Below are 22585 nucleotides of genomic sequence, written 5' to 3' on the forward strand. Positions count from 1 at the left end.
GCCTGGGGGCTTTGCACCGCATAGGCTGGGTCAAAATTAAACGCTGAACACGGGTCAGTTTTGAACGCTCATTGACATGATAGTCGTGATTGCCGATCACCAACGCGAGATCGGCGGCTGCGGCCACCCCCGGCGCCAGGATGGCAAGGCTGGCGAGCGACGCCAGTCCGAGTGGGAAAAGCCGTTTCATTTCTATCTCCTGTCTTTTGAAAACAGGTCAATCCTACCGTGCCCCATGGTGCCGCGTCCTTAACATAGATTAGCCCTGCGCAGGGCGGCGGGGCCGACACGCTGCACCAAGGCCGACGGCGTCATGGGGGATTTCAACACGGTCAAGTTGTCGAACCGCTCCGCAGCAACGGCCGATCTGAAGGGCAGTCAGATGGCGCTTGGGCCGAAGCCGCCGTGGTATGGCGATGAGGCGGTGGCGAAGGTGACGATCTGAACGTTGCTCTCGGGGTTTGGCTGTCGCACTTCATTGACGACGCGCACGACCGTTCGTCTTGCACCAACCATCGACCTTTCCCAGCCCCAAAGCGGACCCACCCTTGGCGACTACCCCGTTTTGGCTGAGGATGCATGTAGGGTTTGCTCTGTTGAACAACTCCTGCTTGATCGGAGTGTAAGCTGCGGATTCAATTCTTTTAACGGGCGGTTTTTGGAGAGCGAACTCTTGCGGTGAATACCTCCCTCGCTTCGGGTCCTCAGAAACCATTATGGCACATGCGATGCCGTTGGGTGGGGCCACCCATCGCATCAATTCAGGCCCAGAAGGCCCCGAATGCTTTGACACATTGGCCTTGGACATATGTGACGCGCGGTGGACTTGCCGTCGCCAGCGCCTTGGGCCTTTTTGTTGGCTTTGTGGGATTTTGATTGAAGCGTTTTCGCGATAATCTGTGATAGGAAAGACTGTGGCAGTCTTGGATATTCAATGACTTCAAAGGGTTATGCTGTCGAAATGAGAAATCCGTCAAAGGCCCTGATACTGTGCTGTCATTGAAACACCTGTTCTCGTCGGTGCGTATCCGGCTTTTGGTCATTGCGCTGCTGCCGATGCTTGTGTTGATGCCGCTGATGCTGGGCGGCTCGATGCTGCGCTGGGCTGGCAAGATCGACGATATCCTGATCACAAAGGTCAACGGAGATCTCACGATTGCCGACCAGTATCTGCAACGGCTGTTGGACACATCGGGTGAGCGGATGGCCGCGCTGGCCGACTCGGTGGCGTTGCGCGATGTGCTGGGCAACGATGCGGCGCGACAGGCCCTGCTGGATCAGCAGCGCGTGCAGCTTGGGCTGGATTTTTTGTATCTGACCGATGGCATCACAGGTCCTGATGGGTTTACGCCCGGCGATTGGCCGGTGGTCCGACATGCCATGTCGGGACATTGGCGCAGCGCGGTTGATATCCTTGGTGCGGAACACTTAAACGCGTTGCACCCCGGCTTGGCCGCGCGTGCGGCTATCCCGCTGGTCGATACCCGCGCCGCCGTGCCCACAGACCGCACCGTTGAAACCCGCGGGATGATCATCCATTCGGCAGCACCCGTGCGCCTGCCCGACGGCACGCGGGGAGCTTTGGTGGGGGGGCGGTTGTTGAACCGGAACCTTGATTTCATCGACACGATCAATGGCCTTGTCTACCGCGAACAAAGCCTGCCCAATGGCAGCCAAGGCACCGCGACGCTGTTTCTGGAGGATGTCCGGGTGTCCACCAACGTGCGGCTGTTTGAAAATGTGCGCGCGCTGGGCACGCGTGTTTCGGCCGAAGTGCGCGCACGGGTTCTGGACGAAGGGCAGGTGTGGCTGGACCGGGCCTTTGTGGTCAACGATTGGTATATCTCGGCCTATGAGCCAATCACCGACAGCCGCGGCGCGCGCGTCGGGATGTTGTATGTGGGGTTTCTTGAGACACCGTTTCAGGCGGCCAAGACCAACGCCATTCTGACGGCAGTGGGGTTTTTCCTGTTGATCGCGCTGGTCTCGGTGCCGATATTCCTGAGCTGGGCGGGCCGCATTTTCTTGCCGTTGGAACGTATGACCCAGACGATTGCACGGGTCGAGGCGGGCGATATGTCAGCCCGCAACGCGCCCGAGGCGGACAGCGGCGAGATCTCGCAAGTGGCCGGGCATCTGGATACCCTTCTGGATCAGGTGCAAGAGCGCGACCGCCAGTTGCGCGATTGGGCCGAACGCCTTGAACGCAAGGTGGCCGAGCGCACCCGCGATCTGCAAGAGGCCAACCGGCAGTTGGAACTGACCACCGAGCAATTGGTGATGTCTGAAAAGCTGGCCGCCGTGGGCGAGATCACCGCGAGTGTTGCGCATGAAATTAACAATCCTATAGCGGTGATTCAGGGTAATCTTGAGGTGGCTCGCGCCATGCTGGCCGAGGAAGCCGACAAGGTGCACACCGAGTTTTCCCTGATCGACGATCAGGTTTACCGGATCAGTGCCATCGTTTCCAAGCTGCTGCAATTCGCCAAGCCCGAGGAATATTCGGATGCCTCGAACATCCTTGCAGCAGGCGATGTGGTGCGCGATTGCCTTGTTTTGACCCGTCACCAGACCGAGGTGTCCGGCATCGAGATCGCGACCGATCTGCAAGGCGAGGCCAATGTGCGCATGGCGCGGACGGAATTGCAGCAGGTGCTGGTCAACCTGATCCTGAACGCCGTGCAGGCTATGCCGCAGGGCGGCGTTTTGACGGTGCGTGTGGCCGACATGCAAGACAGTGTCACGATCACTGTAGAGGACACAGGCCATGGCATCGCGCCCGAGGCGCAGAAGCGGATATTTGATCCGTTTTTTACCACGAAACAAGCCGAAGGCACCGGGCTGGGCCTGTCGATCAGTCAACGGCTTGTCACCCGCACTGGCGGCACGCTTGAGGTCCACTCGATCGAAGGGCAGGGCAGCCGCTTTGTCGTGACCTTGCCGTCCGCCCAAGAGGGGTGACATAGGCCTATGGCGTGGCGCAGGGCATGCGGCCAGCGGTTTTTTGGGCGCGCCACCAACATGTTTGCGCGAAGGGGCGGGAAAGTCCTGTTTTGCAGTCTGTCCAAGCAGAAAAGCCGGTCAGCGATCACGGCATCGTGCCGCGTGTAAAGTGGCAGACAGCGCGCGCCGACATGAAAAAGGCCCGGCAAACCGGCCGGGCCTTTTTTTGCATGGTATCGGTTGCGTGTCAGGCGTTTTGAAACGCCTACGCCATTCGGACAACCACCGCCAAACCCGCCCGGCGCGATGGCCGGGCGGATCTGCCAAGATCTGGCTTAGGCCAGATCGAAGCGGTCGGCGTTCATCACCTTGGTCCAAGCGGCAACGAAATCCTTGACGAATTTCTCTTTGCTGTCGTCTTGGGCATAAACCTCGGCGTAGGACCGCAGGATCGAGTTGGACCCGAACACCAGATCGGCGCGCGTGGCTGTCCACTTGACCTCGCCGCTATTGCGGTCACGGATTTCATAGAGGTTGTTTTCAACCGGCTTCCAAGTGTTGGCCATGTCGGTCAGGTTGACGAAGAAATCGGTGGTCAGCGCGCCTTCGTTGTCGGTGAAGACGCCGTGCTTGGTGCCGCCATAGTTGGTGCCCATGACCCGCATACCGCCAACCAGAGCGGTCATTTCCGGGGCAGTCAGGCCCATCAATTGCGTGCGGTCCAGCATCATTTCTTCGGCCGAAACCACATAGTCCTTCTTCAACCAGTTGCGATAGCCATCGGCCAGCGGTTCCAGAACGTCAAAGCTTTCGGCGTCGGTCATCTCGTCCGTGGCGTCACCACGGCCCGGCGCAAACGGCACCTCGATGTCGAACCCGGCAGCTTTGGCGGCCTGTTCGACGCCGACGTTACCCGCCAGAACGATCACGTCAGCGACGCTAACACCGGTCTCGGCGGCGATGCCTTCCAGCACGCCCAGAACACGGGCCAGACGCTCGGGCTCGTTGCCCTCCCAGTCTTTTTGCGGTGCCAGACGGATGCGCGCGCCATTGGCGCCGCCGCGCAGGTCCGAACCACGGAAGGTGCGGGCGCTGTCCCATGCGGTGGCCACCATATCCGACAGCGACAGGCCGCTTTCGGCGATCTTGGCTTTGACGGCGGCGACATCGTAGTCGGTCGCGCCGGCCGGGATCGGATCCTGCCAGATCAGGTCTTCCTGCGGGACTTCGGGGCCAAAGTAGTTGGCTTTGGGGCCCATGTCGCGGTGGGTCAGCTTGAACCATGCGCGGGCGAAGGCATCGTCGAATTCTTCGGGGTTCTTGTAGAACCGCTCGGAAATCTCACGATACTTGGGGTCCATCTTCATGGCCATGTCGGCATCGGTCATGATCGGATTATAGCGGATCGACGGGTCTTCGACGTCAACCGGCTTGTCCTCTTCCTTGATGTCCACGGGCTCCCACTGCCATGCACCTGCGGGGCTTTTCTTAAGCTCCCACTCGTAGTTCAGCAGCAGGTGGAAATAACCATTGTCCCATTTGGTGGGATGGGTCGTCCATGCGCCTTCGATGCCGCTGGTCACGGTGTCACGGCCAACGCCGCGCGTGGTGTGGTTGTTCCAGCCAAGGCCCTGCTCTTCGACGTCCGCCGCTTCGGGCTCGGGGCCCAGCAACTCGGCATCGCCATTGCCGTGGCATTTGCCAACGGTGTGGCCACCGGCCGTCAAGGCAACGGTTTCTTCGTCGTCCATCGCCATACGAGCAAAGGTTTCGCGCACCTGCTCGCCGGTTTTCAGCGGATCGGGGGTGCCGTTCACGCCTTCGGGGTTCACATAGATCAGGCCCATCTGCACAGCGGCCAGCGGGTTTTCCATGGTGGCGGGGTTTTCCACGTCGGCATAACGCTCATCCGACGGGGCCAGCCATTCTTTTTCCGCGCCCCAGTAGGTGTCCAGCTCGGGGTGCCAGATATCTTCGCGGCCGAACGAGAAGCCAAAGGTTTTGAAGCCCATCGATTCATAGGCCACGTTGCCCGCCAGCAGGATCAGGTCGGCCCAGCTAACCTTGTTGCCGTATTTCTTTTTGATCGGCCACAGCAGGCGGCGGGCCTTGTCGAGGTTGGTGTTGTCGGGCCAAGAGTTCAGCGGCGCGAAACGCTGGTTGCCAGTGCCGCCACCGCCACGGCCATCGGCCAGACGGTACGAGCCCGCGGCGTGCCATGCCATGCGGATCATCAGACCACCGTAGTGGCCCCAGTCCGCCGGCCACCAATCCTGACTGTCGGTCATCAGCGCGGTCAGGTCTTTTTTCAGGGCGTCCACGTCAAGCTTTTTCAGCTCTTCGCGATAGTCGAAATCGGGGCCCATCGGGTTGGTCTTGGTGTCGTGCTGGTGCAGGATCTCAAGGTTCAGGGCGTTGGGCCACCATTCCATGTTGGAGTTGCCCGAGGCTGTATTGCCGCCGTGCATGACCGGGCATTTGCCCTTTGGGTTCATGTCGTTGCCGTCCATGATCGTCTCCTGTTTATTGCTTCTATCTCTTGTCGCGCCGTCCATTTTCGGTGGCGTGGCAAATGTCGTGTGTCGCGCCCCAGCAACACCGGATTCGCGACTCTGACTTCCACATATCAGAGATTTTCTATAAGAGGAATTTGGAATTTTTAATTAATGTGATAGGTAGCGGTTATGAAAAGCCTGACCATAAAACACCTGCGCTATTTCGAGGCGCTGGCCCAGCAAGGCCATTTTGGCCGCGCCGCCGAGGCCTGCTCCATATCGCAACCCGCGCTTTCCGTTCAGATCAAGGAGTTGGAGGAAATCCTTGGCGCGTCGCTGGTCGAGCGCGGCACCCGCGATATTCGCCTGACCGGACTGGGCGAATCCTTTGCGGCCCGTGTGCGCGAGATTTTGCGCAGTGTCGATGAATTGGGCGATCTGGCCCGCGCCTCGCAAAGTCGCCTTGTGGGGCGGTTGCGGATCGGGGTGATTCCCACGATTGCACCGTATCTGCTTCCCCGTTTGGTGCAGCATCTGACCGGGCTTTACCCCGAGTTGGAGATTCGCCCGCGCGAAGCCGTCACCCAACGCCTGATCGAAGATCTGGCCGATGGGCAGATTGATACCGCCATTGTCGCACTGCCGGTGTCCGAGCCGAGCCTGATGGAAATGCCGCTGTTTGACGAAGATTTCGTGCTGGTCCGCCCGGCGGCAGACGCACAAAAGCCGGTGCCGAAGCCCGAGCATCTGAGCGAGATGAAACTGCTTTTGCTGGAAGAGGGGCATTGCTTTCGCGATCAGGCGCTGTCGTTTTGCAATATGTCGCCCTCGGTGCCGCGTGATTTGATGGAGGCCAGTTCGCTGTCGACGCTGGTGCAAATGGTGGGCGCGGGTATCGGTGTGACGCTGATCCCGGAAATGGCCGTGCCGATCGAAACCCGTTCAGCGCATGTGGCGGTGGCGCGGCTGCCGCGACCCCGGCCCATGCGCACGGTCGGTATGGTCTGGCGCAAGACCAATCCCCTGGCCCCGCAATTGACAGAAATTGCCAGCGCGTTTCGCGATGTGGTGCGCGGCGGCGTTTTGGACGATGCCCGTCAATCCTTGCCCGTCGCCGCGCCGCAGCCGTAAAGCGCGGCGTCGGCATGGGCGCGGTCGGCGTGTTCAAATTCCAGCGTTGAATGGCAGATGCCGAACCGGTCATGCAAGATCTGCTTGATCTCGGATTTGACCTGTTCTTGGCGGGCCCAACCCGCTGCATTCAGCATGACATGGCTATCCAGCGACGCGCTGTGTTCCTGCATCTGCCAGAAATGCACATGATGCAGATCCTGCACGCCGTCGATCTTGCGCAGTTCGGCCACAAGGTCCGAAGGATCAATGCCGGGTGGGCTGCCCAGCATCAACATCCGAATGGGGCCGCCGATTTCGCTTAACGCCAGATACAGAATATAGCCCGCAATCGCGATGGTGATCAGCGGGTCAACAATGCGCCAGTCATACAGCAAAATCAGCGTGCCGCCGACCATCACCGCGACCGAGGCCAGCGCATCCGACAGGTTATGCACAAACAGCGCCCGTATGTTCACGCTGTCGCGCTGCATCGTATAGGTCAGCATGGCGGTCAGAACATCAACCACCAGCGCGACGCCCGCCAATATCACCACGATCCAACCGGTCACCTGCGGCGGGTCGATCAGGCGCATCGCCCCCTCATAGAGCAGGAACGCCCCCACCAGAATCAACGAGGTATAGTTGATAAGCGCCGCGACCACCTCGATCCGGGCGTAGCCAAAGGTCATCACCTTGTCGGCGGGCCGCCGGGCGATTTTGCGCGCAACGAAGGCGATCAGCAGCGACACCATGTCAGACAGGTTGTGCATCGCATCGGCCACCAGCGCCAGACTGCCCGACAGCAGCCCGCCGATGATCTGCGCCACCGTCAGCAGCGCGTTCGCCCAGATCGCTAGGCTGACACGGCGGTCGCCGCTGTCGGGGTCCAGATGGACGTGGCCATGGTGGTGACCGTGTTGCCCGTTGTGATCCTGCGCCATGCTGCCCCCTTGTGCTGTGTGGCCTCAGTCCAGAACCACGATGCCGCTATGCTTGCACTTGTGCTCAGGCTCGACATGAATGGTCACCTCGGCCTCGTCGATGGCCTGTTTCAAGGCCGCTTCCAGACGGTCGCAGATTTCATGCGCGTCGAACACACTCATTTCGCCGGGCACGACAAGGTGAAATTCAATGAATGTGGCGCGGCCTGCATGACGGGTGCGCAGATCATGCGCCTCGACCGCGCCGCCACCATGTTCGGAGATCACACTGCGGATTTTCGCCAGTTCACCTTCGGGCAGGGCTTCGTCCATCAACCCGCTGAGCGATTGCGCGATCAGGTGCCCGCCTGACCACAAGATGTGCAGCGCAACCAGCGTGGCCATGATCGGATCAAGAATCCACCATCCGGTCACGATGGCCAGAACGATGCCCATGGCCACCCCTGCCGATGTCAGAACATCGGTAAACAGATGCCGCCCATCCGCGACCAAAGCGGGCGAGCGCAGCGCGCGGCCCTTGGTGACCAACAGCCACGCCCACACCCCGTTCAGGATCGTGGCCGCGCCGTTCAACAGCAAGCCTTCAAGCGGCGCGGTAATATCGCGCGGAGCGGTAAAGCCGTGATACGCCTCTTTCAAGATCAGCAAGGCGGCGATGATGATCATCACGCCTTCCAGAACGGCGCTGAAAAACTCGGCCTTGTGGTGTCCGAAGGGGTGGGTTGCATCGGCGGGCCGTGCCGCCACCTGTATCGCCACCAGCGCCGCAATCGCCGTGGCGACATTCACGGTGCTTTCCAGCGCATCCGACAGCAACGCGACCGATCCGGTCAGCCACCACGCAAGCGCCTTCAGCGCCAGCACAACGCCGCCGATGATCAGACTGCCCACGGCAAGTTTCATGGTGGCTGACATGCGGGGCCTCCGGTTGGCGCTTGGCGAACCTCTTGGATAAAGAACCGGGCGCGAGTCCTCAAGCCAAAGGGTGCGGCCAACGAAAAACCCCCGCGCCGGTTGGCGCGAGGGCATCATGCGTCACGGATTGCAGGGATCAGTTCCAGCCGACGTTGTTAAAGATCGTCTGCGCCGCCTTGGCGTTGGTGCCGAACACGGCGGTGTTGGTCGTGGTGTCTGGGATGAAGATGCCCAGACGCGCGGTGCGTTCGTGAAGTGGGACACCGCTGACCGCCGGATATTCGTTGTTCTGGCCTGCAAAATGTTGCTGCGCGAATTCTGTAGTCAGGAACTCAAGCAGCTTGTCGGCCTCGTCCGAATTGGGCGAATGCGCGGCCTTGGCGGCGGTGGACAGGTTCACATGCGCGCCCCGACCGCTTTGGTTGGGCCAGACAAAGCCGATGTTGTCCAGACCTTCGGTCAGGCCATCAACATCCTTTTCATAACCGCGCAGGTAGTAGTAGTGGTTGGACACCGCCACATCACATTCGCCCGACACGATGCCGCGCAACTGGTCGGTGTCGCCACCTTGGGGCGGACGCGCCATGTTTTCGACAACGCCGGCCGCCCATTCGGTTGCCGTGTCTTCGCCATGGGCTTCGATGATCGATGCCAGCAGCGACTGGTTGTAGATGTTCGAAGATGACCGGATACAGACCTTGCCCTTCCATTCGGGCTGCGCCAACTCTTCGTAGGATTTGGGCGGGGTATCGACGCGATCCTTGGCGTAAAAGATCATGCGCGCGCGCTGTGAGACGCCGATCCATTTTCCGTCGGGATCGCGCAGGTGCGGCGGCACACGATCATTGATCACGTCCGACGAAAACGATTGCAGGATGCCCGCCTCATCGGCGCGGCCCACGCGGCCAACATCCACGGTCAGCAGCACGTCAGCGGGGCTATTGTCGCCCTCGGCATCGATCCGGGCGATCAACTCGTCGGCCTTGGCCTCGATCCGGTTCACGGTGATTCCGGTGCGGTCGGTGAATTCGTTGAACAGTGCATCGTCAGAATCGTAGTGACGGCTGGAATAGACGTTGACCTCCTGCGCGAAGGCGGGGGCGGTCACGGCGGTCAGGGCCAATGCCGCAATCAGGGTGCGGGGGGCTTTCAGGGTCATGCCAGAATCATCCTTCTTGTTGTCTGACGAAATTAGTAAGACATTCCTATCTATTTCCGATAAAAACAGTCAAGTCAAAATCTGACAAAAAAAGTCAGACCGAGTCAAGGGTGGAAAAATGCCGTGATATCAATGAGTTTCTGGGTGATTAAGGAAGGTCAGCCGCGCGCTGTCGCGCGGCCAAGGGCCGCAGCCCCGGTTGTCAGTGTAAAGATCAGCGCCGCGATGCACACGATCGTCGGGCCTGTGGGCGTGTCGAACACGAACGACACCGGCAATCCCCCCAAGGCCGCCACCGACGCAAGGGCGGCTGCGATCAGTGCCATACGTTCGGGCGTGCCCGCCAAGGGCCGCGCGGCTGCGGCTGGCACGATCAGCATGGCGGCAATCAGCAAAACGCCGACAACCTTGATGGCCACAGCCACCACCAGCGCCAGCGCCAGTGTCAGGCCCAGTTGCTCGGCCCGTGGATCAATACCGCTGGCCTTGGCCAGATCGGGGTTCAACGTGGCGGTCAGCAGCGCTTGCCAGCGCCAGATCAGCAGCGCCACCACCAGCACCGCACCGCCCCAGATCACCGCCAGATCGGATTTGCCCACGGCCAGAATATCGCCGAACAGGTATCCCATCAGGTCGATGCGCACCCCTTGCAGGAACGACACCGCCACCAGCCCAAAGGCCAACGCCGAATGCGCCAGAACGCCCAGCAGGGTGTCCATCGCATAGCCGCGCCCTGACAGGGATGAAACCGTGGCCGCCATGATCAGCGCCACCACCAGCGCGCCGACAAACACCGACACGCCAAAGCCTAGCGCCATCGCCACACCCAGAATCGAGGCATGCGCCGTGGCATCCCCGAAATAGGCCATGCGCCGCCAAACCACGAAACAGCCCAAGGGCGCGGCGGCCAGTGCCACGCCCAAGCCAGCCAGCGCCGCGCGCATCATGAAATCGTCCAGCATCATCATTGCGCGGCCTCGTGATCTTTCGTGCGGTCGTGATCGTGATCGTGCGTGCAGCCCGATGCGTCATCATGAGCATGATCATGGGTGTGCCGATACAGCGCCAGCGCGCCCTGCGTGCCGGTCCCGAACAAGGCGCGGTATTCTTCGGCCTGCGCCACGTGTTCAGGCTGTCCTTCACAGCAGACATGCCCGTTCAGACAGATCACCCGGTCACTGGCGGCCATCACCACATGCAAATCATGGCTGACCATCAGCACCGCGCAGCCAAGGCTTGCGCGCACCTCTGCGATCCGCTGATAAAAGGCCGCCGCGCCGGGCTGATCCAGCCCTTGTGTGGCTTCGTCCAAAATCAGCAAATCGGGGGAGTTCATCAGCGCCCGCGCCAGCAGCACCCGTTGAAACTGCCCGCCCGACAGGTTGGTCATCTGCCGGCTGGCCAGATCGGGCAGGCCCGCCTGTTCCAGCGCTTTGCGAATGGTCGCGCGGCGGTGGCGGCGTGGCAGGCTAAGGAAACGGCCCACGGTCATTGGCAGGGTCGGGTCGATATGCAGCTTTTGTGGCACATATCCCACCCGCAGCCCCGGGGCGCTGATCACTTGCCCCTCGGTGGGTTTGATCGCGCCGATGATCACCCGCAACAGCGTCGATTTGCCCGATCCGTTCGGCCCGACGATGGTCACGATCTCGCCGCGGTCGATGGCGAAATCGACATGGCTCAGGATGCGGGTGCCGCCCAGTTGCACACCCACCGCTTGCGTTGAGATCAGGCTCATGCGTGGGCCTCGGCGGCGCACGAAGGGCACAGGCCCACGGCCTCGACCACGGCCTGTTCCACAACAAACCCGGTGTCACGCACCGCTTGACCCAAAAAGCCGCGCGCGGGGTCGGCATGGGCTTCGGCTACGGCATCGCAGGCGCGGCAGATCAGGAAGGCGGGGGTATGGTTTTGATCGGGGTGCATGCAGGCGACAAAGGCGTTCAACCGCTCAACCTTGTGGGCAAAGCCATGACTGACCAGAAAATCAAGCGCCCGATAGGCCACCGGCGGCTGCGAGCCCATGCCCTCATCGCGCAGAATATCCAAGATTTCATAGGCTCCCATGGCGCGATGGCCCTCAAGCAGCAACTCCAGCACCCGGCGCCTGACCGGGGTCAGTTGCAGGCCGCGGTCGGTGCAGGCGCGTTCGACCGTGTCCAGCCCTGCACGGATGCAACTGCTGTGATCGTGGCGTTCAAAGCCTATGGCATCCATTATGCTATCTCCGGGCAGTGCGGGCGGTCTTGGGGTGGGCGGCGAATTTTCCACTTGATATGTTATATGGTTACAACTATCAAGCACTGCATATGTTATATTATTACATGGAGAAGACAATGCGCCTGCCCGCCACCGCCCTTGCTGCCCTGCTGTCGTTTGGACTGCCCGCTGTTGCAGATACGCCGCGCGTTGCGGCCGACATTGCGCCGATTCAATCTTTGGTCGCGCAGGTGATGGATGGGGTGGGGGAGGTTGATGTGATCGTGCGCCCCGGCATGTCGCCACACGGCTACGCGATGCGCCCGTCCGAGGCGCGCGCTTTGGATCAGGCCGATCTGGTTATCTGGATGGGGCCTGAATTGACCTCATGGCTGGACGAGGCGATTGAGACCTTGGCCGATGATGCGGTTGTTTTGACATTAATGGACAACCCCGAAACCATCACCTTGGCAAGCCGCAAGGGTGCCCGCTTTGAAACGCATGAGCATGGTCACGACAGCCATGACGCGCAGGACGACCACGCGCACGATGATCACGACGACCACGGCCATGAGGAGCATGGCCACGACGATTACGACGACCACGGCCATGACGAGCACGACGACCACGCGCATGGGGGCCACGATCACGACGACCATGGCCATGAGGAGGCGCACGCGCATGACGGGGCCGACCCACATGCTTGGCTGGACCCGCAGAACGCCGACCGCTGGCTGGGGCTGATTGCCGCCGAACTGGCGCAGCTCGATCCCGACAACGCAGAGGCTTACAAGGCCAACGCGCAACAGGCCCGGTCCGACTTGGCCGCGCTCAGCGCTGACATCACGGCGCAGCTTGCGCCATTGGGCGACCGGCCGTTCTTGGTGTTTCACGATGCCTACCAGTATTTCGAGGCCCGCTTTGGCGTCACGGCGGCGGGGGCGATCTCGATCAGCGATGCGTCCGATCCCGGCCCGGCGCGTCTGGCGGAATTGCGCGCGCTGGTCGAGGAAGAAAACATCGTTTGCGCCTTTGCTGAGCCGCAGTTCAACACCACGATTCTTGACACCGTGTTCCCTGACACGCTGCGCATCGGCACGCTTGATCCCCAAGGCTTGGCGCATCCGGCGGGCGCTGGGCTGTATTCGGCACTTCTACGCGATATGGCCGATGCGATGGTCGAATGCCTGTCTCCCAAAGGGTGACGTCAATCGACCGCGCACTTGGCTGGAAACGCAGCGTCAAACTTGCGCCACGCGGCAAAGCTGCCCATTGTGGTTCCCGAGGGAACGATGCGGCCTGACCAAAGGTCGCCTTTCGGGGAGGACACGACAATGACATTTGCCTCGCGGCAGGATGCGCTTGATATTGAAAACGAAATATCGTGGGACGCGCGCGAGCGTCCTGCCACGCTTTACCAGATGCTGCGCGACACGGTCGAAGCGTTTCCCGACCGCCCCGCCGTCAGCTATCAATTGCAATCAGGCGCGTCTGATCCGTCGCAAACCCTGACATGGCAACAATTTCACGAACAGGTCTGCCGTGCGGCCAACCTGTTCCGCGATCTCAAGATCAAAGAAACCGATGTCGTGGCGCTTGTTTTGCCCAACACGCTGGAAACCGCCATCGCCACCATCGGTGCGGCCATTGCCGGGATCGTCAACCCGATCAACCCGCTGCTTGAGCCCGAACAGATCGGCGCGATCCTGCGCGAGACCGACGCCAAGGTGGTTGTCACGCTCAAGGCGTTTCCGAAAACCGACATTGCCCAGAAAACCGCCGAGGCGGTGCGCCATGCCTCGCATGTGCACACCGTGCTTGAGATTGACCTCAACCGGTATCTGACGCCGCCCAAAAGCTGGATCGTGCCGCTGATCCGCCCGAAAAATCCGGGCAATCACCATGCCGATGTGAAATGCTTTAATACCGAAATGGCCAAGCATCCGATCACGCTGGGCTTTGACGATGGCGGGCAGGATCGTGTCGCCGCTTATTTCCACACCGGCGGCACCACCGGCATGCCCAAAGTGGCGCAGCACCGTTACGCAGGCATGGTCTATAACGGCTGGTTGGGGCACACCCTGCTGTTCACGGAAAAAGACAGCGTGATGTGCCCGCTGCCTTTGTTCCATGTCTTTGCCTGCCACGTCATCCTGATGGCGATGATCAAATCGGGCGCGCATGTGGTGTTTCCAACACCTGCGGGCTATCGCGGCGACGGGGTGTTCGACAATTTCTGGAAGCTGCTGGAGCGCTGGCAGACCACCTTCGTGATCACCGTGCCCACCGCCGTTTCCGCCCTGATGCAGCGCAAAGTGGATGCCGATATCTCGACCGTGAAAAACGCCTTTTCCGGCTCGGCACCGATGCCGTTGGAACTGTTCAACCGCTTTGAAGCAGCCACCGGCATGACCGTGATCGAAGGCTACGGCCTGACCGAGGCCACATGCCTTGTGTCGTGCAACCCACCCGAAGGCCAGAAAAAAGTCGGCTCGGTCGGGGTGCCGTTCCCTTATACAGATGTCCGCATCTACAAAACCGATGACGCCGGCGCACCGGTGGACTGCGCCACCGATGAGGTGGGTGAAATCTGTATTTCCAATCCCGGTGTTTACGCGGGCAATACCTATACCGAGGCGGCCAAGAACGCTGATCTTTACCACCACGACACCTATCTGCGCACCGGCGATCTGGGCCGGATCGACCCGGATGGTTATCTGTGGATCACAGGCCGCGCCAAGGATTTGATCATTCGCGGTGGCCACAACATCGACCCCGCAGACATCGAAGAGGCGCTGATGGCGCATCACGACGTGGCTATGGCCGGGGCCATCGGTCAGCCTGACGCCCATGCCGGCGAAATTCCCTGTGCCTATGTTGAACTGGTCGAAGGTGGGGCCACCACCGCAGATGAGTTGCGCGAACATTGCAAGGTTCACGTGCATGAACGCGCCGCAATCCCCAAACATGTCGAAGTGTTGGATGAATTGCCCAAAACCGCCGTTGGCAAGGTCTTTAAGCCCGATTTGCGCAAACGCGCCATCACGCGCATCTACAACGCCGCGCTGGACGAGGCCGGGTTGGCCGCACGGGTGACGCAGGTGATCGATTCGAAAAAACGCGGGTTGGTCGCCCAGCTTGAGAAAACCGGCGAGCTGGACGAGGAAAAGCTGGGCCATGTTCTGGGCCAGTTCACCCGCCCGTGGGAATGGGCCGATCAGGCGCAAACCGAAGACGCCTGAGCCTTTGACAACCGCCGGGGGGCCAGCCCCCCGGACCCCCCGGGATATTTATGAACAGAAGAAGGCTGGGCCTTTTATACGCGAATAAAAAACCCCCGGTCGCTACATGGCACCGGGGGTTTCTTGTTGTGTCAAAGGGCCTTAGCTGACGTCTTTATAGTTGATCTCTTTTTGATCCTCGCCCAAACGTCCGCGCCGCACCAACAGACGGTTCAGCGCGTTGACATAGGCCTTGGCACTGGCCACCACTGTATCGGTATCGGCGGATTGCCCAGTGGCGATATTGCCCTCTTCTTCCAGCCGGACCGAGACCGTGGCCTGCGCGTCGGTGCCTTCGGTGACGGCATGCACCTGATAGAGCGACAGATGGGCATCATTGGGGTGCAAATCGCGCACCGCCTTGAAGGTGGCATCGACCGGGCCATCGCCGGTTTGGGTGGCGGTTTTTTCGACGCCGTCGATTGTCATGACCAGCTCGGCCTCGGCGGGGCCGCCGGTGCCGCAGACCACGCGCAGCGATTTCACGACCAGCCGATCACTGGCGTCATCCTCGCCCGCGCGCATCAGCGCGATCAGGTCTTCGTCGTAGACTTCCTTTTTGCGGTCGGCCAGATCCTTGAAACGCACGAACATGTCGTTCAATTGGTTTTCAGCCAGATCATAGCCCAAATCCTTGAGCTTGGCGCGCAGCGCCGCGCGGCCCGAGTGTTTGCCAAGCACGATGTTGGTCTCGGTCAGGCCCACATCCTCGGGGCGCATGATCTCGAAGGTTTCAGCGTTTTTCAGCATGCCATCCTGATGGATGCCGGATTCGTGGGCAAAGGCGTTTTTGCCGACGATCGCCTTGTTGTATTGCACGGGAAAGCCGCTGACCGTGGCCACCCGGCGCGAGATATTCATGATCTTGCGGCTGTCGATCCCGGTGTGAAACGGCATGATGTCGCCGCGCACCTTCAGGGCCATCACCACCTCTTCCAGCGCGGTGTTGCCGGCGCGTTCGCCCAAGCCGTTTATCGTGCATTCAATCTGGCGCGCGCCGCCAGCGACAGCGGCCAGCGCGTTGGCTGTGGCAAGCCCCAGATCGTTGTGGCAATGTGTGGCGAACACCACCTCGTCGCCGCCCGGCACTTCGGTGATCAGGCGGCGGATCAAATCGGCGCTTTCGACCGGGGCGGTATAGCCCACGGTATCGGGGATGTTGATGGTGTTGGCGCCTGCTTTGATGGCGATTTCCACGACGCGTTTGAGGTAATCCCACTCGGTCCGGGTGGCATCCATCGGGGACCATTGCACGTTGTCACACAGGTTGCGCGCATGGGTCACGGTTTCATGGATGCGGTCGGCCATTTCATCTTGGGTCAGGTCGGGAATGGCACGGTGCAACGGCGAGGTGCCGATGAAGGTGTGGATGCGCGGGGAACGCGCATGTTTCACCGCCTCCCAGCAGCGGTCGATATCTTTCACATTCGCGCGCGCCAGCCCGCAAATCGTGGCATCGCGCGATTGCTTGGCAATCTCGGACACGGCGCGGAAGTCACCCTCGGAGGCGATGGGAAACCCGGCCTCGATGATGTCGACGCCCATGTCGTCAAGCATCGCCGCGATTTCCAGCTTTTCCTCGTGGGTCATGGTGGCGCCGGGGCTTTGTTCACCGTCGCGCAGCGTGGTGTCGAAAATAACGACGCGGTCTTTGCCCTGATCCGGGGCGGTGGTTTTGGTCTGGTCAGTCATTTGGGAACTCGTTGGTTATCCTAAGCCTATGGCGCGAAATCAGGCACATCCTCTGAGCGGTCGCGCCGGGAACGGCACGCTCAGAGGCGGCTTAGGAGTAGCAGGCCGAAAGCGCAACCCGTAGACCGGGGCGCTTGCAGTTGTGCGATATGGCTCTGCTGTGTCATGGCTGAAACTATAGGCATCGCGCGCGCCATTGAAAACCCCTGATTTTCGGGGCTGTTGTTGGCTTGAACCGCCACTGCGGCGACCTATCATGATGGTCATGGAAAATGCATTGATTATAGGCGCTTCGGGCGGGATTGGCGCGGCACTGTCGGTGGCTCTGTCAGAGCGCGGGGTGGCGGTAACTGGTCTGTCGCGCTCGGGCGATGGGCTGGACGTGACGGATGAGGCCTCGGTCAGCGCGGCGCTTGGCCAGCTTAGCGGGCCGTTCGACATGATATTCGTGGCGACCGGGGGGCTGGAAATCAACGGACAACGGCCTGAAAAGTCCCTGAAGGATGTGACCGCGCAGAACATGCGTGACCAGTTCGCGCTGAACTGCATTGGCCCGTCTTTGGTGTTGAAACACGCGCCAAAACTACTGCCGCGCGACCGGCGATGCATATTTGTGGCGCTTTCGGCGCGGGTGGGGTCGATCGGCGACAACGGCTTTGGCGGCTGGTATGCGTATCGCACAGCCAAGGCCGCGCTGAACCAGATGATCCACACCGGCGCGATTGAACTGGCACGCAGCCACAAGCACTCAATCTGCGTGGCGCTGCACCCCGGCACTGTTGAAACGCCGCTGACCGCGAAATATGCGGGCCATCATCCCACAGTGACCCCGCAACAGGCCGCGACCAACCTTTTGGGCGTGCTTGACGGGCTGACGCCGGACGACACCGGCCTGTTCTACGATTGGGCTGGAAAGCGCGTGCCATGGTAAAACGTCTGGTTCTGGTGCTTGGCGATCAGCTCAGCAAACCCTTGTCCGCCCTGCGCGCGGCCGACAAGGACACCGACCTGATCGTCATGGCCGAGGTCGCGGATGAAGCGGGCTACGCGCCGCACCACCCCAAGAAAATCGCACTGGTCCTGTCGGCCATGCGCCATTTCGCAGCCGAGCTGGAGCAGGACGGCTGGCAAGTGGCCTATACCCGGTTGGACGACCCGGAGGCGTCCACGTCGATCGTCGGCGCGGTGATGCGCCGCGCGCAAGAGCATTGCACCACCACGGTGATCGCCACCGCGCCGGGCGAATGGCGATTGCACCGCGCGCTTGAGGCTGCGCCACTGTCTATGACCTTGCTGCCCGATGATCGTTTTGTTTGTTCGCTGGACGCGTTCAACGCATGGGCCGAGGGCCGCAAAGAATTGCGGATGGAGTATTTCTATCGCGAGATGCGCCGCAAGACCGGGCTGATGATGGAGGGCGACAAACCCGCAGGCGGCAAGTGGAATTACGACCATGACAACCGCAAACCGGCCTCGGGCGATATGCTGCGCCCCGCGCCGATGCAGTTTACCCCCGACGAGATCACCGAAGAGGTGCTCAATCTGGTTGAGACGCGGTTTGGTGACAATTTCGGCGCGCTGCGCCCGTTTCATTTTGCGGTGACACGGGCGCAGGCCCTGCGCGCATTGGATCATTTCGCCACGACCTTGCTGGCAGGCTTTGGCGATTATCAAGATGCGATGCTGCAAGACGACAAGTTTTTGCATCATTCGCTGTTATCTCCATATTTGAATATTGGATTGCTGAATCCTGTGGAAATCTGCCAGCGTGTGGTTGAAGAATGGAAAGCCGGGCGCGTGCCGATCAATGCCGCCGAAGGCTTTATCCGGCAGGTGATCGGCTGGCGTGAATATGTGCGTGGCATCTATTTCCGCGAGGGGCCGGACTATACCGCGCGCAATGCGCTTGGCCATGATCGCGATTTACCCGCCCTGTATTGGGGGGCCGAGACGGGGATGAATTGCCTGTCGCACGCCGTCGCCCAAACCCGCGACGAGGCCTACGCCCACCACATTCAGCGGCTGATGGTCACCGGAAATTTCGCGCTGCTGGCGGGTGTCGACCCGGCGCAGGTGCATGAGTGGTATCTGGCCGTCTATGCCGACGCGTTTGAATGGGTTGAAGCCCCCAACACCCTTGGCATGAGCCAGTTTGCCGATGGCGGCATCATCGCGTCGAAACCTTATGTGTCATCGGGCAATTACATCGCCAAGATGTCGGATTACTGTGGCAGTTGCGCCTATTCGGTCAAGGACAAGACCAGGCCAAAGGCCTGCCCGTTCAACCTGTTGTATTGGGACTTCCTGATCCGCCATCGTGACCGGTTCAAGGGCAATCCACGCATGGGGCAGATGTATCATACGTGGGACCGGATGGACGAGGACCGCAAACAGGCGGTTCTGGACGGGGCGGCGGAGGTGCTGTCGCGGCTGGATGCGGGTGAAGCGGTATAGCAGCATTGCGCCCCGTATCGGGCCGGGCAGGGGGGCGCTGCCCCCCGTCGCCGCAAGCGGCGCCTCCCCCCGGAGTATTTTGGGAACAATGAAGGACGCGGGTTAGTCTGACGCACCGTCAGTTTGTGGCGTTTCGGGCGTTTCGGATGGCTCAGGCGCGGCGTCGTCTTCCGCGATCCCCTCGGTCTGGTCTGCCAAGGCGCCGTTTTCCCATGTGCCGCTGGCCTCTTCGCCGGTGGCATAACGCATTGTGCCGTTGCCTTGGCGCTTGCCTTTGAGGAATGTGCCCTCGTAAACATCGCCGTTGGTATAGGTGGCCACGCCTTGGCCAGAAATCTCGCCGTTTTGCCACTCGCCCTCGTAGACGAATCCGTCAGGCATGGTGATTTTGCCTTGTCCATGGCGTTGCCCGGTCTGGAACTGGCCCTCATAGATCGTGCCGTCGGGATATGTGGCGGTGCCTGTGCCGTGGCGCTGCCCATCTTGCCACTGTCCTTCGTAGCGATAGCCATCGGCATAGGTCATCACCCCAAAGCCCTGATTGCGGGCGTTTTCGAAGGCGCCTTCATAGACCACGCCGTTGGGATAGGTGGCCTTGCCTTGACCGTCGATCACGCCGCCGGCCCATTCCCCTTCGTAAGTTGATCCGTCGGGATAGGTGATGCGGCCCTGTCCGTTGGCCAGATCATCGCGGAATTCGCCCTCATAGACCGAACCGTCAGGGTAGGTCACCGTGCCTTGCCCCGAAATCTTGCCAGCGTTCCAGTCGCCTTCGTAACGGTAGCCGTCGGTGCCGGTGAACACTCCGCTGCCGTGGCGGCGATCATCTTTGAACTGGCCTTCGTAGATGTCGCCGTTTTCATAGGTGACTTTGCCCTGACCCTCGCGGCGGCCCGCCACCAACTGACCCTCGTAGACATCGCCATTGGGTTGCGTCAGTTTGCCTTCGCCGTCGATCTGGCCTTCGGTCCACCGGCCTTCGTAGATCAGCCCATCGGGCATCGTCAGCGTGCCTTGGCCGTGCCGCGTTCCGCGCAGCACTTCGCCCTCGTAAACCGCGCCGTCGGGATAGGTGATGGTGGCCGTCCCTTCCTTGACGCCGTTCACCCAATCGCCTTCGTAGATATAGCCGCCGGGGCTTTCCATGCGGCCCTTGCCGTGATGCATCGCGTTGCGGAACCCGCCTTCGTAGCGCACCTCGTTGGCATAAACGGCAACCCCTTGGCCGGTGATCTTGCCGTCTTTCCATTCGCCTTCATAGGTGCCGCCATCGGCAAACACGATCCGGCCGACCCCTTCGGGCTTTCCCTTGGCGAACTGCCCCTCATAGACTGAGCCATTGGGAAACCGCGCCACGCCATCGCCGCGAATTTCACCCTCGATCCATTGGCCGGTATATTCATAGCCATTGGGCAGCGTGTAGGTGCCGGTGCCGTGCTGTAGCCCGTCCTTGAACGTGCCCTCGTAGACGCCGCCATCGTCATATTGCTTGCTGCGGACCTCGTCGTCCTGCGCCTGCGCGGTCCCGGCTAGCAGTGCGGCCAAAAGGATGGTTCTGCCCAGTGATACGTTCATGTCTGCCCCTGATGCCCAGCCCAGTCCGCCCGTTCCAGCGAACGCTCTTGAAATCTAAAGGAGCCGCGCGGCAGTGACAACGGCTTTTGACCAAATCGGCTTTCCCTCGCGCGGTGATCTGCTAAATCAGACATGAATTCAAACGAAAGGCACTCCATGGCCGACCGGTTTCGCCTGACATTGGCACAATGGAATCCCACGATGGGTGATCTGGCGGGCAACGCTGCGCTGGCCCGCCGCGCATGGGAACAGGGCCGTGCCGCCGGGTCCAACCTTGTGGCCTTGCCCGAGATGTTCATCACCGGCTACAACACACAGGATCTGGTGATGAAGCCGGCGTTTCATAGCGCCGCCATCGCCGAGATTGAGGCGCTGGCGCGTGATTGCACAGATGGGCCCGCGCTGGCCATAGGTGGCCCGGCGGTGGACGGCGGCGCGCTGTATAACGCCTATTATATCCTTCAAAACGGCAAGATCGCTGCGCGCGTGTTCAAGCACCACCTGCCCAATGAAACCGTGTTCGACGAAAAACGCATTTACGCTTCGGGCGATGTCACCGGGCCTTATGCCCTGGACGGGCTGCGCATTGGCAGCCCGATCTGCGAGGACAGTTGGTACGAGGACGTGGCCGAGACATTGGCCGAAACCGGGGCCGAGGTGCTCTTGGTGCCCAACGGTTCGCCGTATTACCGCGAAAAGGTCTCGCATCGGCATCAGTTGATGGTTGCGCGGGTCGTGGAAACCGGCCTGCCTTTGGTCTATCTCAACCTTGTGGGCGGGCAGGATGATCAGGTGTTTGATGGGGGCAGTTTCGTGCTGAACCCCGGCGGCGAATTGGCCCTGCAAATGCCCCTGATGCAAGAGGCGACCGCGCATCTGGATCTGATCCGCACCGATGAGGGGTGGCGCGCGGAAAAGGGCGAGCTGGCCCGCATTCCGCAGGCCACCGAGCAGGATTATCACGCGATGGTGTTGTCCCTGCGCGATTATCTGCGCAAGGCGGGGTTTTCCAAGGTGCTTTTGGGCCTGTCAGGTGGAATCGACAGCGCGCTTGTGGCCACTGTTGCTGCCGATGCGCTGGGCGCGGAAAACGTGCGTTGCGTGATGTTACCGTCTGAATATACCTCGGACGCGTCATTGCAAGACGCCAAGGCGCTGGCCGAAAATTTGGGCTGCCGGTATGATTTCGTGCCCATCGCACAGGGACGAGAGGCGATCACCGATACTCTGGCCCCGCTGTTTGACGGCACGCAGCCCGACGTGACCGAGGAAAACATTCAATCCCGTTTGCGCGGGCTGCTTCTGATGGCGATCTCGAACAAGTTCGGTGAGATGTTGTTGACCACCGGCAACAAATCCGAGGTGGCGGTGGGCTATGCCACCATCTACGGCGATATGTCAGGCGGATATAACCCGCTGAAGGATATGTATAAAACCCGCGTTTTCGAGACTTGCCGCTGGCGCAACGCCAATCACCGCGACTGGATGCAAGGCCCCGGGGGGGCAGTCATCCCGCAGCGCATCATCGACCGCCCGCCAAGCGCCGAACTGGCCCCCGATCAGCGCGACGAGGACAGCCTGCCGCCCTATGAGGTGCTGGATGGGATCCTTGATATCCTTGTCGATCAGGACGGCTCGATCGCGGATTGCGTGACCGCGGGCTATGATCGGGCCGATGCCAAGCGGGTGGAACACTTGCTTTATATCTCGGAATACAAGCGCTTTCAGTCCGCTCCCGGCACGCGCCTGTCAAAGCGGGCCTTCTGGCTGGACCGGCGCTATCCCATCGTGAACCGCTGGCGGGATGGCGACTGACGC

General features: G+C 60.9%; 18 protein-coding genes. 8 read left to right on the forward strand and 10 right to left on the reverse strand.

Features of this window, described 5'->3' with window-relative positions; genetic code table 11:
• A partial coding sequence (locus tag HAT86_RS07375; RefSeq protein WP_167195191.1) for a hypothetical protein occupies nt 1–190 on the reverse strand: 190 nt, incomplete at its 3' end.
• Nucleotides 191–313: 123 nt separating this feature from the next.
• Here HAT86_RS07375 and HAT86_RS16995 point away from each other — a divergent pair.
• Together HAT86_RS16995 and HAT86_RS07380 are read left to right on the forward strand one after the other, a co-directional pair.
• Nucleotides 314–445, forward strand: a complete 132-nt coding sequence (locus tag HAT86_RS16995; RefSeq protein ID WP_269204305.1) for a hypothetical protein — start codon at nt 314–316, stop codon at nt 443–445.
• Between the two features lie 611 nt (nt 446–1056).
• Nucleotides 1057–2961 (forward strand): sensor histidine kinase, encoded by a 1905-nt coding sequence (locus tag HAT86_RS07380; RefSeq protein WP_167195392.1) that lies wholly within the window; start codon nt 1057–1059, stop codon nt 2959–2961.
• A 317-nt stretch (nt 2962–3278) separates the two neighbouring features.
• Here the strand turns inward: HAT86_RS07380 and katG are convergent, their stop codons facing one another.
• The gene (gene katG / locus HAT86_RS07385) at nt 3279–5453 is read right to left on the reverse strand and encodes a catalase/peroxidase HPI (protein WP_196780547.1); all 2175 of its coding nucleotides are present in this window, start codon (nt 5451–5453) and stop codon (nt 3279–3281) included.
• A 174-nt stretch (nt 5454–5627) separates the two neighbouring features.
• Between katG and HAT86_RS07390 the strand changes: the two genes are divergently transcribed.
• Nucleotides 5628–6569, forward strand: a complete 942-nt coding sequence (locus HAT86_RS07390; RefSeq protein WP_167195197.1) for a hydrogen peroxide-inducible genes activator — start codon at nt 5628–5630, stop codon at nt 6567–6569.
• Here HAT86_RS07390 and HAT86_RS07395 read toward each other — a convergent pair.
• The 6 genes from HAT86_RS07395 to HAT86_RS07420 all read right to left on the reverse strand — a co-directional run bounded on the left by HAT86_RS07395 (nt 6536) and on the right by HAT86_RS07420 (nt 11783).
• Complete coding sequence (locus HAT86_RS07395) at nt 6536–7492, reverse strand: cation diffusion facilitator family transporter (RefSeq protein ID WP_167195200.1); 957 nt, start codon at nt 7490–7492, stop codon at nt 6536–6538. The genes HAT86_RS07390 and HAT86_RS07395 overlap by 34 nt on opposite strands.
• A gap of 24 nt (nt 7493–7516) precedes the next feature.
• Nucleotides 7517–8407, reverse strand: a complete 891-nt coding sequence (locus tag HAT86_RS07400) for a cation diffusion facilitator family transporter (protein WP_167195203.1) — start codon at nt 8405–8407, stop codon at nt 7517–7519.
• 136 nt (nt 8408–8543) lie between these two features.
• Nucleotides 8544–9566 carry an extracellular solute-binding protein gene (locus tag HAT86_RS07405; RefSeq protein ID WP_167195206.1) on the reverse strand — a complete coding sequence of 341 codons (1023 nt, stop codon included), beginning with the start codon at nt 9564–9566 and terminating at the stop codon, nt 8544–8546.
• Nucleotides 9567–9724: 158 nt separating this feature from the next.
• The gene (locus tag HAT86_RS07410; protein ID WP_167195209.1) at nt 9725–10534 is read right to left on the reverse strand and encodes a metal ABC transporter permease; all 810 of its coding nucleotides are present in this window, start codon (nt 10532–10534) and stop codon (nt 9725–9727) included.
• A complete protein-coding gene (locus tag HAT86_RS07415; RefSeq protein ID WP_167195212.1) occupies nt 10531–11304 on the reverse strand; it encodes an ATP-binding cassette domain-containing protein in 774 nt (257 codons plus the stop codon). The genes HAT86_RS07410 and HAT86_RS07415 overlap by 4 nt, the downstream gene beginning before the upstream one ends.
• Nucleotides 11301–11783: a transcriptional repressor gene (locus HAT86_RS07420; RefSeq protein ID WP_167195215.1), complete on the reverse strand. Its 483-nt coding sequence runs from the start codon at nt 11781–11783 to the stop codon at nt 11301–11303. The genes HAT86_RS07415 and HAT86_RS07420 overlap by 4 nt, the downstream gene beginning before the upstream one ends.
• Before the next feature lie 119 nt (nt 11784–11902).
• Here HAT86_RS07420 and HAT86_RS07425 point away from each other — a divergent pair, with 119 nt between their 5' ends.
• The gene (locus HAT86_RS07425) at nt 11903–12970 is read left to right on the forward strand and encodes a zinc ABC transporter substrate-binding protein (RefSeq protein ID WP_167195218.1); all 1068 of its coding nucleotides are present in this window, start codon (nt 11903–11905) and stop codon (nt 12968–12970) included.
• A 129-nt stretch (nt 12971–13099) separates the two neighbouring features.
• Nucleotides 13100–15007: an acyl-CoA synthetase gene (locus HAT86_RS07430; RefSeq protein WP_167195221.1), complete on the forward strand. Its 1908-nt coding sequence runs from the start codon at nt 13100–13102 to the stop codon at nt 15005–15007.
• Between the two features lie 141 nt (nt 15008–15148).
• Here HAT86_RS07430 and HAT86_RS07435 read toward each other — a convergent pair whose 3' ends face one another.
• Nucleotides 15149–16738 carry a 2-isopropylmalate synthase gene (locus tag HAT86_RS07435; RefSeq protein ID WP_167195224.1) on the reverse strand — a complete coding sequence of 530 codons (1590 nt, stop codon included), beginning with the start codon at nt 16736–16738 and terminating at the stop codon, nt 15149–15151.
• 265 nt (nt 16739–17003) lie between these two features.
• On the opposite strand from HAT86_RS07435, the gene HAT86_RS07440 reads away from it, so the two are divergent.
• Complete coding sequence (locus HAT86_RS07440; protein ID WP_167195227.1) at nt 17004–17669, forward strand: SDR family NAD(P)-dependent oxidoreductase; 666 nt, start codon at nt 17004–17006, stop codon at nt 17667–17669.
• Nucleotides 17663–19192, forward strand: a complete 1530-nt coding sequence (locus tag HAT86_RS07445; RefSeq protein WP_167195230.1) for a cryptochrome/photolyase family protein — start codon at nt 17663–17665, stop codon at nt 19190–19192. Before HAT86_RS07440 ends, HAT86_RS07445 begins: the two co-directional genes overlap by 7 nt.
• 102 nt (nt 19193–19294) lie before the next feature.
• Here HAT86_RS07445 and HAT86_RS07450 read toward each other — a convergent pair whose 3' ends face one another.
• Complete coding sequence (locus HAT86_RS07450; protein ID WP_167195233.1) at nt 19295–20767, reverse strand: MORN repeat-containing protein; 1473 nt, start codon at nt 20765–20767, stop codon at nt 19295–19297.
• 156 nt (nt 20768–20923) lie between these two features.
• On the opposite strand from HAT86_RS07450, the gene HAT86_RS07455 reads away from it, so the two are divergent.
• Nucleotides 20924–22582, forward strand: coding sequence for an NAD+ synthase (locus HAT86_RS07455; RefSeq protein WP_167195236.1), 1659 nt, complete (start codon nt 20924–20926; stop codon nt 22580–22582).
• The last annotated feature ends 3 nt before the right edge of the window (nt 22583–22585 follow it).

Source organism: Roseovarius gahaiensis (assembly GCF_011601345.1).
GTDB classification, from domain to species: domain Bacteria; phylum Pseudomonadota; class Alphaproteobacteria; order Rhodobacterales; family Rhodobacteraceae; genus Roseovarius; species Roseovarius gahaiensis.